The sequence below is a fragment of the Paenibacillus illinoisensis NBRC 15959 genome (assembly GCF_004000925.1).
Classification (GTDB): domain Bacteria; phylum Bacillota; class Bacilli; order Paenibacillales; family Paenibacillaceae; genus Paenibacillus; species Paenibacillus illinoisensis.
Map to the genome: position 1 here is coordinate 829,641 of NZ_BIME01000001.1, position 13,450 is coordinate 843,090.

Here is a 13,450-nt window from a genome sequence, read left to right on the forward strand (position 1 = left end):
CTCATTTCTAGTTAAGCTTTAGCAGTAAACGAGCCTCCCTGGAAGTCGTTTCCTTCCTCATTTTCACTGCGCCAATTCCTCAGTTCTTCCTGAAGGTTTGCCGTAGTTATTGCATCATCTGTTTGCTCTTCACGTTCCCGTGAACGGCGCTGATCCTGCGAGTTATTTCCTTGCTGGCGTCCGCCGTCATGATACATCTCAGAACCTAGGGAGCTGCTCTGAGTGACTTCGATTCTCTCCACTTGTATACCTTGGGATTGAAGCGAGGTACGAAGCTGTGTCATTTGCTGTTCAAGCATATCCTTCGCCATCGCATGTTCAGTCATGAAGCGTGCAACCAATTGTCCGTTCTGCAAGGTAATCTGTACATCCAGCTTACCCAGATGTTCTGGTCGAAGTGAGATCGTAGCTTCTGAAAAGCCTTTTTGCTGCACGATATCCAGCTTATTCACCACAAATTGCGTCATTTCCTTTGCAAACTGTGATGCCTGCATTACAGGTTCAGCTGGCTTAGCTACCGCTGTGCCCGAAGTACGCATGGATAACTCACCGGCTGTAATCACCTTCGAATGATCCATTTCTCCACCTTCACTTGCAGTCGACGAAGTGTTCACATCTGTTTCACCTATCACTTTAAGCTCTTTGGTAGAAGACGAAATTGCAGTCAATTCTTTCTCCGTAGATGGAGTAGCTTTGGTTTGTACACCTTGATCTTTTAATGAATCCATGGAATCAATGATAGTTTTAAGTTCTGTCCATCCTTTATTGCTGCTCAGATCAACTCCAGCCTCCTGCAGCTGATTCTGGAGGGTTTGAAGCAACTGCTTAAACTCAGCTGTATTTTTGGCTATAGGACTATCTGGTTCAGTCATGCTTGCAACCAACTGAGTAAGTACATCCTGCAGCACAAAGCGAACTGCAGCCGGGTGTTCAGTAAGATCCATCACCGCAGTAGCGTTAACGTTTGTTTGCACATTTACTGTTCCATCCGCTTTTTCGGTTTCAACGGAAGCACCGTTTAATTGGGCATACAGCTGTTGAATCATATTTTGCAATTCTGCCAGTAATGTCGGGTCATTTTCCAAAACTTCATCTAACGAATCCAAGTCACCAAACAACGAGTCCAGAACAGCTGTAAGAGACGTTTCTTCCCCTTCTTCACTAGTTGCAAGGGCTATAGCTAACGGATTTACAGTTAAACCCCCAGCAGTAGCCGAGTTGTTTTCTTCCGAAGTGGTACTATTCAATGACTGTGCCAGTGTTTGCAAAAAACCACCATCGGTCCCTGTAACCCCACCTTTAGATTGCGTTCCAGACGAAGTTTGTGCTGCTCCTGTTGTCTTTGAAGTGGATACTGAGGTCATTTGGTATACGATTGACATTTGTTTCACCTCCTTTCGGATTAAGAGCGTTCTACCTACTTATTTCCCATTAACCGGTTTAAGATTTTCGCTGTTTCAGCTGAATTCTCTGTAGACATATTCTCAAGTAATTGTGAGCGTGTAGCATCGTCTACCGAGTTTAAAATGGTCAATGTTTTATCTGGACTGAGTTTATACGTCTCTAGCAGCAATTTTGCTCCGCTTGAGGCTGACATCGAAGAGAACGTTTGGCTGAGCTGGGTTTTGTCCAGGTTTTTCGAATTGGTAGTTGATGTTGTTGTAGTTGCTGCCGTTTCTTTCTTCAATCTGGATTGCAGCGCATCCAGTGCCAGATCTCCGGAAGGTTTTGCATCCTTCATCATCATCGTGACATCTGCCGCCGTTTTCGGATCCATTTTCTCCAACACTTTCGTACGGGCAGTCGACTGCATCGCACTCAGAAGAAGCACCATTTCTTCATTGGTCATGTTCTGTAAAATCGGTGCCGCTTTGCTTGGACTCATGTCTGCGTACATTTTGGCCAAATCCTTAATCTGCTTCTGATAATCAGATTCGGTCTCCGGAACTTCGGCAGCCGCCGTTTCCGCCGCTTTTTCTGCTTCATCCAATTTCGCTTGAAGATCGCTTGCTTTTTTTGCTTCTGCCGTAGTAGCCTCTTTTGCTGCCTGTAGCTCTGTTTCTTTAGCTGCTACTTGAGACTTCAACTTTTCGATTGTTGCTTCAGCACTCTCAACTTGCTTTTCGCTTTCGTCCAGCTTTTCTTTTTCAGGATCCAGAACAGGATCAGGGACCCAATTCTTGACTACCGGAATTTTGTTAGCTAGCTCAAGCATGTTATTGCGAATATCCACATTAAATAAGGTCAGCAGTACACCGAGCAACACTACGGTGAAGACAATCGGGATTGAAATCATCAGAAACTTTTCCCAACCGCCACCTGACTCTTTCTCGATATCTGTGTCTTTAACAGCCATTATTTCATTCCTCCTTCACGAGACAACTTCGCTTGCGAAGCCCATCAGATTGCGCGTCCGGCCTTTGCAGCGAAGCGTACAGTAGCCATCTCGTCCAGATCGTTCTGTTCCCGGAGGAGCATCTCCTGCTGAAATTTGATCTTGGCTTTGTCTCTCGCTTCAAGCCACACTTTTTCATCAACCATCTTACCGTTCAAGAACGTCTGATTCCGCTGCACATTGACCTGAGCGTGTTTAACATCCGTATTCTTTTTGGAGATGCACTCATCCAGGTGATACACGTATCGCTGCATTTCTTGTAGACTGGATACAGAAGCTGTGCTCTCCGTTGCGGATTGAATGACACTAATCAGTTCGTTTTTATCATTCATAAGTTGTAGAAGGTGTTCTTCTTCTGTTTGAAGTTTGCCGATTGCTGTGGATAACATCCACTCCGCTTGTGTTTTTTCATTGCTTTTCAGGTCAACTACCTTCTGGAAATGATATCGAAATTTCATCGCTTAACCTTTCATCTCCTTGCAAATTCAAGAATCAAACGTTCCTGCACTTCACTCAGCGTTACTTTTTCGTCCACTTTTTGCTTGGTAAAGTTCCATATGCTTTCGATCTGATCCATCGCTTCATCAATAGCTACATTCGACCCTCTTTGATAAGCCCCAATGTTGATCAAATCTTCGGATTCTTTATAGACGGCCATCAATCGCTTCATATTATTAACGGCTTCCAGCTGCTCTTCAGGCGCAATATCTTTCATGACACGACTAATGCTTGCGAGCACATCGATTGCCGGAAAATGCCCTTTGTTCGCAATGGACCGATTCAGCACAATGTGACCGTCCAGAATTCCCCTAACGGCATCCGCTATCGGTTCATTCATATCGTCACCATCGACGAGCACCGTGTAAAATGCTGTTATGGAGCCGGTTGGCCCCGTCCCTGCACGTTCCAGCAATTTAGGCAAACTCGCAAATACAGAAGGTGTGTAACCTCTCATCGCTGGAGGTTCACCTACAGCAAGTCCAACTTCCCTTTGAGCCATGGCATAACGAGTAACGGAATCCATCATCAACATGACATTCATGCCTCTGTCCCTGAAATATTCCGCTATCGTGGTGGCAATGACTGCCCCCTTAATTCGAATCAATGCAGGTTGGTCTGAAGTAGCAACGATGACCACCGAGCGTTCCAGCCCTTCCGGCCCCAGATCTCGCTCAATAAAATCACGAACCTCGCGTCCCCGTTCACCTACGAGTGCAATAACATTTACATCAGCTGCCGTATTGCGAGCAATCATGCCCATCAATGTACTCTTACCAACACCCGATCCGGCAAAAATACCAACCCGCTGACCTTTACCAACGGTCAACAGACCGTCAATCGCTCTAACGCCTACACCCATGGTTTCCAGTACACGCGGCCGTTCCATAGGATTCACAGGTTTATTCGATGTGGAGAACATCGGCATTCTTGAAGGCAGCAGCGATCCATCCAGAGGTTGACCAAGTCCATCAAGCACTTTGCCCAGCAGCTCTGAACCAACCTGAACTCCAAGCGGCTTCCCGGTACCTACGACATCACACCCCGGACCAATCGATTGCAATTCACCCAAAGGCATCAGCAGCACTTTGTTATCCCGGAAACCAACGACTTCTGCTTGAATCGGCTTCTCTGATTTACCCGGGTAGATGTAGCATACGTCACCGATGCTTGCGTCAGGACCTTCGGATTCAACCATCAGCCCGATAACCTGTGTGACCTTACCATTAACCCGAACAGGATCAAATTGGCGTAAGTGCTCCATGTAACGCTGTGAACTAAGAACCTTCATGTTGATTTTTTCGCCCCTCATCCTCAAGTGCTATGCGGATCAGTTCTTTTTTTATTTCAGAAAGTTGTGTATCAATACGGGCATCGACGCTGCCAAACGATGAGCGAATGACACACCCTTTGTCTTTCACCGTTGCATCAGGCAATATTTGAAGTTCGGCCTGTGAGTCGATCGATAAGGACAACTCCTCACGCGCAGCTTGTACAAACGCAAACTGCTCTGGTGCTACACACAAGGCAATCATTCCTTGTTCACGTTTCCGTGACAGGTTCTGACGGATCAATTCAAGAGTATGCTCTGGTTCAACAGTGAGCTGCTTATCAATAACCTTCTCTGCAATTCCGCATGCCAGCTCTACAAGGAAAGGCTCTGCTTCTTGGATAATTTGATCTTTTGCTACATAAGCCTCTTGCAGTACTTCCTGGGCTTCTTTCATCATCTGTTCGATCTGCACTTGGAGATCCAGTTCAGCTTGTACTTTGCCTTCATCAAAACCCTGCTGAAAACCTTGTGAGCGCATCGCTTCAATTAAATGTTCATCCTGCTGACGCTGTTCCTGCCACCAGGTATCGATCTGCTCACGGGCTTCTTTAAGCATGCGTTCCGCTTCCTCGGAAGCTTCGCGTACCTGCTTTTCTGCAAACTCCTTGGCATCCTCCAGCATCTCCGCAGTCAGACGTTTAGTTTCTTCGTCTACACGAGCCTGTAACGCCCCTGTCTCTGCACCTTCTACTTCACTATCTGTTCCTTCAGTTTCAGGACCACCATAATGATGATGATTTTCAAGACGTTTGCGGTCATCAACCGGCACATACTGGAAAGATTTAATCAAATTAGACAATGATATCATCTCCTCCGCCGCGAGCGATAATGATCTCACCAGCTTCTTCCAGTCTACGGATCGTTCCTACGATACGAGTCTGGGCTTCTTCCACATCACGCAACCGAACAGGTCCCATGAATTCCATTTCTTCCTTGAATGTCTCGGACATCCGTTTGGACATGTTGCGGAACACTGCATCGCGAACTTCTTCGCTCGCCACTTTGAGTGCAAGCTGCAAGTCTGCGTTGTCGATATCGCGGATGATACGTTGAATTGAACGATCGTCCACGTTGACAATATCTTCGAATACAAACATGCGTTTTTTGATTTCTTCGGCAAGTTCCGGATCCTGAATTTCCAGAGAATCCAAAATGGTACGTTCCGTACCCCGGTCGACCCCATTCAAAATCTGTACGATCGACTCGATGCCGCCTGCGTTTGTATAATCCTGTGTAACCGTTGACGACAACTTTTGTTCCAATACACGTTCCACCTGAGAGATAACCTCAGGGGAGGTGCTGTCCATGACAGCGACTCTTCGTGCAACATCAGCCTGCTTCTCCTGAGGCAATGAGGATAGAATTGCTGCTGCCTGCTCGAATTGCAGGTAGGATAGTACCAAGGCAATCGTCTGTGGACTTTCGTTTTGAATAAAGTTTAATATTTGGTTTGGATCGGCTTTGCGTGCAAAGTCAAATGGTCTAACCTGCAGCGTAGCTGTCAAACGATTAATAACTTCAAGTGCTTTTTGTGATCCAAGTGCTTTCTCCAATATTTCTCTCGCGTAAGTAATACCGCCTTGAGAGATGTATTCCTGAGCCAGACAGATCTGGTGAAATTCCGCCATAATCATATCTTTTTCGGAAGCATCAACTTTGCGAACATTGGCAATCTCCAATGTTAATTGTTCAATCTCCTCATCACGCAGATGTTTGAAGATTTGTGCCGACACTTCCGGACCTAGTGTAATCAACAAAATTGCTGCTTTTTGTCTTCCAGTCAAACCTTGACTGCTTGCCTTTGCCAATGCGTTCACCTCTATTCGTCAGCCAGCCACGTACGCAGCAGATTGACGAATTCGTCTGGCTTTTTCTTCGCCAAACTCTCCAATTGTTTGCGCACTTGACTTTCGTTCGTTACACTGTCCAACGTAATGGACGGGAACTCTGTTGCTACTGGGAGAGGAATATCTTCTTCTTCCTCTTCGTTTTGTTTGCGTCGACGGCGTACGAGGAGGATAACGACTGCTGCGATTAACGCGGCCACCAATGCTCCTACGCCCCACATCATACCTGTTGATAGCTGGAATCCTGTTTCTGCAGCGGCTGCAGTCTGGAAACCTTGGGATATAACCGAAACTTTCTTGGTCAGATCAGCGTCTGTAATTACATCACCTGAATCTGCAAGTGAAGCTCGAACGATGTTCACCAAAATATTCTCAATTGCATCCTGGACAGGTTGTTGTAATTCTGTTTGTCCTTCAGGTGGTTCAACGGCTACGTTAATGGTTAAATCTTTTACAGTATAAGGACTAGAAATGATATCTTTGGCAATCCGATTGACTTCGTAGTTTACAGTGCTTGATGATTCCTCAGAAGTTGAATTCCCCGTTGCATCCGCTGAAGGATACCCAGGAACTTCTTCTTGACCGGTACCTGCGACACCGCCTGTTGGAGTACTCGCACCTGTATAACTCTTTTGAATCTCCTGGACACTGATCTCGATGCCCTTCATGTTCTCTTCATCAACAGGTGTAACCAGATTCTCTTTGCTTGTCACTTTATCGAAGTTAAGCTTGGAAGCAACGAGTACATTTACTTTGTCTTCGCCTACGATTTGAGACAGAAACTGTTTTACATTGTTGCGTACGTCATTTTCGAACTTCTTCTGCAAAGCCATGTTTTCCTGGACTTCGGAAGATAATCCACCACTGCCTCCACGGGCTGTTGGAATCAACTCGGCTTCATCCGTGTTGGTGATCGTAATGTTTTCAATCGGCAGGTTGGGAATAGCGGTTTTCACCAAGTTAAAATATCCATCCACTGCTGCCTGATTCGGGTGGTATCCTGGTTTAAACTGCAATGCTACGGAAGCGGATGCTTTGTCTTGCTCTTCCAGGCCGGCAAAGATATTATCTTTCGGCATATTGACCAAGACTTTTGCATCTTGAATGCCTTGCATGCGCTGGAGTAACTGTTCGACTTCTCCGTTAATGGCATTGTTGTATTTAACATCGAATTCTTTGTCTGTCATCCCGATCGGCGATGAAGACTCCTCGAATGATTTATATCCCAATGAACCATTCTGAATAATCCCTTGTGATCCTATGTTGACTTTTGCAAGTGCAACATCCGTGCTTGGTACCGATATGGTTTTCCCGTCTGCGCTTAATTTGTAGGGGATATTGGATGAATCCAGGTAGTTAATGACTCCTGCTGAGTCACTGGAATTCAAATCAGTAAATGCCACTTCATATTCTGTTTTGGACAGCTGCATAGTTAGTACAACCGCTGCCAGAATTAAAAATAAAAAGGTGGAAACCAGTAAAACTTTCTGTTTTTTGCTGAAGCTATTCCAATACTGGGTTACTTTATCCCTGTACTGGGCGATTCTCTCATTCACTCTGTCACCCCATCCGAAACTTTGCTTAGTCTGTCCCGAGCCATCAAAGTACTTCTATTACTAAAGTACGAGATCCGCCTCAGGAGCAGCATCGCAGCTGCTTGTTGTAATGATCAGCGCTGTTATCGAAGCGCAATCATGCTCTTTTTACATTTGCGTACGCATAATCTCTTGATACGCTTCGACTACTTTGTTTCGGACTTGCGACGTGAGTTGCAGACTCAACAGGGCCTGTTCTGAAGCGATCATTACCTGATCCACGTTCACATTCCCCAATAGAAATTGATTGGACATTTCATGTGCCTGAGTCTCCTGCGTTGCCACGGACCCTAATGCCTCTTGTAAGTATGTACCGAAGCTCTGAATGGTTTCGGCTGGTGTTGATGTTTTGCTAACGGAAGCATTTTGCATCTGCAACGGTTGAACTACCTGTGTGTTAAACATGTTGTTCTGAATCATCAATGTCTCCCCTTTATCCCATTATTCATGTTAAAACCTCATTGACATTACCGTAATCTATCTTCCGATCTCTAAAGCTTTTGTTATCATTGCTTTGGTTGAATTTAGCGCTGTTACGTTTGCCTCGTAGGACCGAGAAGCTGATATCATGTCAACCATCTCTTTCGCAATATCCACATTTGGCATATACACATACCCTTCAGCGTTGGCATCAGGATGAGAAGGATCATATACAGGTTTCAGAGGAGACTGATCTTCACGAATCTCTGATACTCTAACTCCCTCACCCGAGGACTTACCCCCCATCTGATTTTGCAGGATACTGCTAAACGAAGCTTTGTTTGGTTCGAGAACTACCATTTTTCTTTTGTAGGGAACGGCTTCACCATTCGATACACTGGCGCGAGTCGTCTCAGCATTAGCGATGTTTGAAGATATTACGTCCATCCTCAAACGTTGGGCTGTCAGGGCCGAGGAGCTAATGTTAAAACTGTTACTGATATTCACCTAAGTTATCTCCCTTCCACTCCAACACGCATCATTTTAATCTGTTCATTCACTTGTTGAATATAAGCGTTGTAACGCAACTGGTTCTCCGCCAGAAGACTCATTTCTTTGTCGATATCGACATTATTCTGGTTATTATTCATGGATGTCGAATGATCCATTGTTACTACAGGTGTAGGAACGGAAGAGGAAGGTCCTATGACAAAATGCCTTGAGTCCGTTACTTTTCCCTTAAGAACTGGCATATCTCCATCCGTTTGCTGCCTTAAAATCTCTTCAAAAGATACGTCAGAACGCTTGTAGTACGGGGTGTCCGCATTCGCAATGTTGTCTGCAATTGTTTGTTGTCTAGTGTTGGACGCATCGAGTGCACCTTGTAATCTTTTAAAGCTAATATCATTCAAAAGATTCACGATTTCCCTCCTCTCCTTAGAAATTATGGAAAAAGATTCAATCTTTTCCCCTTAAATTTGCTTATGTTTTTCGACAAAAACATTCGCCTTTTCACGTTTTTCTAGGACTTAAGTAGAATTAACTCTGATGTTGTCGTATAACATAAGTTTCTTCGAGATTGGCATTTATTACAATAAGAAAAAAGCCCTATCTTTTCTGAAAGAGAGGGCTTTTTGTGTATTTTCTGCAAATTATGAATTTTTTCGCAAATGTTGAGGCCCAAAACAAATTGGAGTTCACATCTACAAAACACACACTTAAACATTCTTAAAATTTATAACAGGCTCTTCCATCTTATTCCTGCCGTCACTTCATCGACTTCATCTACAATTGGGAAAATTTCTCTTAATTGTGTTAGCAATATTTGCCGTTGCAACAAGGTTTTTATTCATCATAACTTTAGAAGGAAACATTCAATACATTAAATAATGGACAAGCTAGCCTTCTTGCTTTACTTGTTTACCCTGATATAACACAACACTTTCTTAACAATTAAAAATCCGGTTACACCTGGTAGTCAACGAAAATATTTTACTACATCAGCGTATTACTCCGATCGACTTTTTGCGCATTTGCGCAAGTTTTGTCGGCAATGTAATTAAACCGATAACCAGACTTGGATAAAACAGACAACCTTATATTGGAAGCTATTCCACCCACAAACATGATATTTTTCAGATTCTTACGCCACCGGATCCAGACACCTGCGGCACAAGTCCTATTTTTTACTACTCTAAATGTAACTTCAATCTTTTTATCGGCTTTTCTCTGGAAATCCATTAGTCGGGAACAAAAAAAGGCAGCATCCATCTGCCATAAAGATAAGCAATCACCAACCGATCAGGATTATTCCTTCAACAGTAGTTCGTCTTATTTCTATTAAACAGTGAATACCACCATTAAACTTCAATATTATATATTGCTTCTGTTTATTAAGAAAGTCTTATTACAGAATATATTGACTCAGGTCACGATCCTGTGCAATATCGTTCAGTTTCTCGCGTACATACTCTGGAGTAATGACCATTCGCTCCAGCGTGAGCTCAGGTGCCTCATAGGACAAATCCTCAAGGAGTTTCTCAAGAATAGTATGCAGACGCCTAGCGCCAATATTCTCCGTATTTTGGTTTACGGATTCAGCAAGCTTGGCAATCTCACGAATGGCCTCATCCGAGAATTCGATTTCAATATTTTCAGTCCGCAGCAAGTCGACATATTGTTTAGTCAACGCATTTTGAGGTTCTGTCAAGATAGATACGAACTCCTCCAGAGATAAGCTATTCAACTCAACCCGAATTGGAAAGCGTCCTTGAAGCTCTGGGATCAGATCCGAAGGTTTAGCCACATGGAATGCTCCAGCCGCCATAAACAGAATATAATCGGTTTTGACAGGTCCGTACTTGGTCATCACAGTAGAACCTTCCACGATAGGCAAAATGTCCCGCTGCACCCCTTCACGCGATACATCCGGGCCGCTGCCGCGTCCCTGGCTGGCCACCTTGTCGATTTCGTCAATAAAAATGATACCCGTCTGTTCAGCTCTGCGAATGGACTCTTGTGTAACGTCATCCATGTCGATCAGCTTGCTTGCTTCTTCCTGGATCAGCACTTTACGAGCTTCTTTGATCGCCAGCTTGCGTTTTTTGGTGCGTCGCGGCAGCAGGCTTCCAAACATCTCCTGCATATTCATGCCCATCTGGTCATTTCCCTGCCCTGCAAACATATCCATCATATTCGGAGCTGTATCCTCAACATCAATCTCGATAATGTCTTCTTCCAGCTTACCGGATAACAAGTCGAATTTGATCTTGCGACGTCGCTCTGCGACATTGGTGTCCGGCTCTGGTTCTTCCTGCTCGGGCGTATTGTTTCCGTTATTGCCAAATATCATTTCAAACGGGTTACGTTGATTTTTGGACTTGGATTGGGAAGGAGCCAGAATATGTACGATGCGTTCATTGGCAGCTTCTTCAGCCTTGTCTTTTACCTTTTCGGTCCGTTCCAGCTTAACCATCCGCATGGACGTTTCAATCAGGTCACGGATCATGGATTCAACATCACGACCAACATAACCCACTTCCGTAAATTTCGTTGCCTCTACCTTTACAAAAGGGGCTCCCACCAGTTTAGCGAGACGGCGGGCAATTTCCGTTTTACCAACACCTGTCGGTCCGATCATTAATATGTTTTTAGGTACAATATCATCCTGCGTATGCTCTGGCAAAAGGCTGCGGCGATATCGATTGCGCAAGGCAACAGCCACCGATTTTTTGGCCTGTTTCTGACCCACAATATACTTATCAAGCTCTGCAACGATTTGTCTTGGTGTTAACGCTTGTGTTTGCATTTCGCTTCCCTCCTACCAGTCTACTTAAAATCCTGCATAGAAATATGTTATCAAAATTAGGGATAACCCCGCAAATTGATAGGAATAGCCCTAACGGCCATGCTCTATGTTTCAGTTTGCGGGGTTATATTACAGTTCTTCTACAATGATATTATTGTTGGTATACACACATAACTCTGCTGCCACCTGCAATGACTCACGGGCAATGTCTTTGGCTTCCAGGTTTGTTGCATGACGTTTCAATGCACGTGCAGCAGACAGAGCGAAGTTCCCACCAGAACCGATCGCAATGACATCGTCATCCGGCTCAATGATTTCGCCTCCACCAGAGATGAGCAGCATCCCTGTCTTATCCATAACGATAAGAAGTGCTTCAAGCTTGCGCAAAATGCGATCCTGCCGCCAGTCCTTGGCAAGCTCCACCGCGGCACGCTGCAGATTGCCATGATGCTCTTCCAGCTTACCCTCAAACTTTTCGAATAGTGTAATGGCATCCGCTACTGAACCGGCAAAACCAGCTACAACCTGTCCGCGGTATAGACGTCTTACTTTTTTGGCCGTATTTTTCATCACAACGCTTTGCCCCATAGTCACCTGACCATCTCCGGCAATCGCTGCCTTGCCATTATGACGAACTGCACAGATCGTTGTAGCATGAAATGACATATCCATGATTCAGCCTCCTCCCACGAAACTAATTTATACGCGTCCCGGAACGGTTAGACCTTCTGCAGCTGCAAAACGGGCAATACCATCCAATGCGCGCTGTGCAAGAGCTTCATTTTTTTCTTTTTTGTTACGGATCTTCGTTTCCAGTTTCGGCAGCAAGCCAAAGTTTGCATTCATCGGTTGGAAGTGTTTGAAGTCAGCCGTAGTAATATACTGTGCCATACTGCCCAGCGTTGTCTCTACAGGCAATACTACAAGTTCCTGTCCAAGCGCCGCTTTGGCTGCATTCATACCTGCAATCAGACCTGAAGCAGCAGATTCAACATACCCTTCAACACCTGTCATTTGTCCTGCAAAGAACAGATTTGGACGTTCCTTGAATTGATACGTCGGACGCAGCAATTTGGGAGAATTAATGAACGTATTGCGGTGCATAACACCATAACGTACAAACTCCGCATTTTCCAGGCCCGGGATTAGCGAGAATACCCGTTTCTGCTCTCCCCATTTCAGATGTGTCTGGAATCCAACCAGGTTATACAGCGTTCCTGCTGCGTTATCCTGTCTGAGTTGTACTACTGCGTGTGGCAGCTCCCCTGTATGCGGGTTAATGAGACCAACAGGTTTCATCGGACCAAACAGAGCCGTTTGTTTTCCTCGCTTCATCATGACTTCAATCGGCATGCAGCCTTCGAAGTAAATTTCCTTTTCAAACTCTTTTAATTGGGCAACCTCTGCCGTAATCAGAGCATCATAGAAGATATCAAACTCTTCTTCTGTCATCGGACAGTTTAGGTAGGCTGCCTCCCCTTTATCATAACGGGAAGCAAGGTACACCTTGTTCATGTCAATAGAGTCTTTTTCAATAATCGGAGCAGCTGCGTCGTAGAAATAGAAGTATTCCTCGCCCATCAGTGCCTTGATTTGTTCGGATAATGCTGGCGAAGTCAGTGGACCGGTAGCAACAACAACGATACCATCCTCTGGCAAGGAGGTCAGTTCTTCGTTGACCACCTCGATGAGTGGATGCTGATGAAGAGTGGAAGTAATCTCTCCCGAGAATCCATCGCGGTCAACAGCAAGTGCTCCTCCCGCTGGAACTGCATTTCGATCGGCTGCACCCAGTACCAGGGAGTTCAGCATTCTCATTTCTTCTTTCAGCACACCAACTGCATTAGTCAAACCGTTGGCACGCAGCGAATTGCTGCAAACCAGTTCTGCAAATTTATCAGTATGATGAGCCGGTGTTTTTACAACCGGTCTCATCTCATATAGCTTCACACGTACACCGCGACTTGCAATTTGCCAAGCTGCTTCAGTTCCTGCCAGCCCGGCACCAATTACCGTTACTACTTGTTCATTCGTCAAAATCATTTACCCCCATAT

General features: G+C 45.0%; 13 protein-coding genes. All 13 read right to left on the reverse strand.

Annotated features, from left to right (window positions below; genetic code table 11):
* Positions 1-11: 11 nt before the first annotated feature.
* The gene (locus tag PIL01S_RS03565; protein WP_127536260.1) at positions 12-1,382 is read right to left on the reverse strand and encodes a flagellar hook-length control protein FliK; all 1,371 of its coding nucleotides are present in this window, start codon (positions 1,380-1,382) and stop codon (positions 12-14) included.
* A 35-nt stretch (positions 1,383-1,417) separates the two neighbouring features.
* Positions 1,418-2,356, reverse strand: coding sequence for a MotE family protein (locus tag PIL01S_RS03570; RefSeq protein WP_127536261.1), 939 nt, complete (start codon positions 2,354-2,356; stop codon positions 1,418-1,420).
* A gap of 44 nt (positions 2,357-2,400) precedes the next feature.
* Positions 2,401-2,853, reverse strand: coding sequence for a flagellar export protein FliJ (gene fliJ / locus PIL01S_RS03575; RefSeq protein WP_127536262.1), 453 nt, complete (start codon positions 2,851-2,853; stop codon positions 2,401-2,403).
* Positions 2,854-2,864: 11 nt separating this feature from the next.
* A complete protein-coding gene (gene fliI, locus PIL01S_RS03580; RefSeq protein ID WP_127536263.1) occupies positions 2,865-4,184 on the reverse strand; it encodes a flagellar protein export ATPase FliI in 1,320 nt (439 codons plus the stop codon).
* Positions 4,171-5,025: a FliH/SctL family protein gene (locus PIL01S_RS03585; protein WP_127536264.1), complete on the reverse strand. Its 855-nt coding sequence runs from the start codon at positions 5,023-5,025 to the stop codon at positions 4,171-4,173. The genes fliI and PIL01S_RS03585 overlap by 14 nt, the downstream gene beginning before the upstream one ends.
* Positions 5,018-6,034: a flagellar motor switch protein FliG gene (fliG, locus tag PIL01S_RS03590; RefSeq protein ID WP_095287832.1), complete on the reverse strand. Its 1,017-nt coding sequence runs from the start codon at positions 6,032-6,034 to the stop codon at positions 5,018-5,020. The genes PIL01S_RS03585 and fliG overlap by 8 nt, the downstream gene beginning before the upstream one ends.
* An 11-nt stretch (positions 6,035-6,045) precedes the next feature.
* Positions 6,046-7,629 carry a flagellar basal-body MS-ring/collar protein FliF gene (gene fliF, locus PIL01S_RS03595; protein WP_127536265.1) on the reverse strand — a complete coding sequence of 528 codons (1,584 nt, stop codon included), beginning with the start codon at positions 7,627-7,629 and terminating at the stop codon, positions 6,046-6,048.
* A 147-nt stretch (positions 7,630-7,776) separates the two neighbouring features.
* Positions 7,777-8,088, reverse strand: a complete 312-nt coding sequence (gene fliE / locus PIL01S_RS03600; RefSeq protein WP_127536266.1) for a flagellar hook-basal body complex protein FliE — start codon at positions 8,086-8,088, stop codon at positions 7,777-7,779.
* Between the two features lie 57 nt (positions 8,089-8,145).
* The gene (gene flgC, locus PIL01S_RS03605) at positions 8,146-8,595 is read right to left on the reverse strand and encodes a flagellar basal body rod protein FlgC (protein WP_127536267.1); all 450 of its coding nucleotides are present in this window, start codon (positions 8,593-8,595) and stop codon (positions 8,146-8,148) included.
* A gap of 5 nt (positions 8,596-8,600) precedes the next feature.
* Positions 8,601-9,008, reverse strand: a complete 408-nt coding sequence (gene flgB / locus PIL01S_RS03610) for a flagellar basal body rod protein FlgB (RefSeq protein ID WP_127536268.1) — start codon at positions 9,006-9,008, stop codon at positions 8,601-8,603.
* Positions 9,009-9,994: 986 nt separating this feature from the next.
* A complete protein-coding gene (gene hslU, locus PIL01S_RS03615) occupies positions 9,995-11,395 on the reverse strand; it encodes an ATP-dependent protease ATPase subunit HslU (protein ID WP_095287837.1) in 1,401 nt (466 codons plus the stop codon).
* A 129-nt stretch (positions 11,396-11,524) separates the two neighbouring features.
* Positions 11,525-12,067, reverse strand: coding sequence for an ATP-dependent protease subunit HslV (gene hslV / locus PIL01S_RS03620; RefSeq protein ID WP_095287838.1), 543 nt, complete (start codon positions 12,065-12,067; stop codon positions 11,525-11,527).
* 27 nt (positions 12,068-12,094) lie between these two features.
* Positions 12,095-13,438, reverse strand: coding sequence for an FADH(2)-oxidizing methylenetetrahydrofolate--tRNA-(uracil(54)-C(5))-methyltransferase TrmFO (trmFO, locus tag PIL01S_RS03625; protein ID WP_371859911.1), 1,344 nt, complete (start codon positions 13,436-13,438; stop codon positions 12,095-12,097).
* Between the last annotated feature and the right edge of the window lie 12 nt (positions 13,439-13,450).

What these genes read in the sequence shown, in the direction of transcription:
- PIL01S_RS03565 (WP_127536260.1), bottom strand. Translation starts at nt 1,382, where the DNA reads ATGTCAATCGTATACCAAATGACCTCAGTATCCACTTCAAAGACAACA.
- PIL01S_RS03570 (WP_127536261.1), bottom strand. Translation starts at nt 2,356, where the DNA reads ATGGCTGTTAAAGACACAGATATCGAGAAAGAGTCAGGTGGCGGTTGG.
- fliJ (WP_127536262.1), bottom strand. Translation starts at nt 2,853, where the DNA reads ATGAAATTTCGATATCATTTCCAGAAGGTAGTTGACCTGAAAAGCAAT.
- fliI (WP_127536263.1), bottom strand. Translation starts at nt 4,184, where the DNA reads ATGAAGGTTCTTAGTTCACAGCGTTACATGGAGCACTTACGCCAATTT.
- fliE (WP_127536266.1), bottom strand. Translation starts at nt 8,088, where the DNA reads ATGATTCAGAACAACATGTTTAACACACAGGTAGTTCAACCGTTGCAG.
- hslU (WP_095287837.1), bottom strand. Translation starts at nt 11,395, where the DNA reads ATGCAAACACAAGCGTTAACACCAAGACAAATCGTTGCAGAGCTTGAT.
- hslV (WP_095287838.1), bottom strand. Translation starts at nt 12,067, where the DNA reads ATGGATATGTCATTTCATGCTACAACGATCTGTGCAGTTCGTCATAAT.
- trmFO (WP_371859911.1), bottom strand. Translation starts at nt 13,438, where the DNA reads ATGATTTTGACGAATGAACAAGTAGTAACGGTAATTGGTGCCGGGCTG.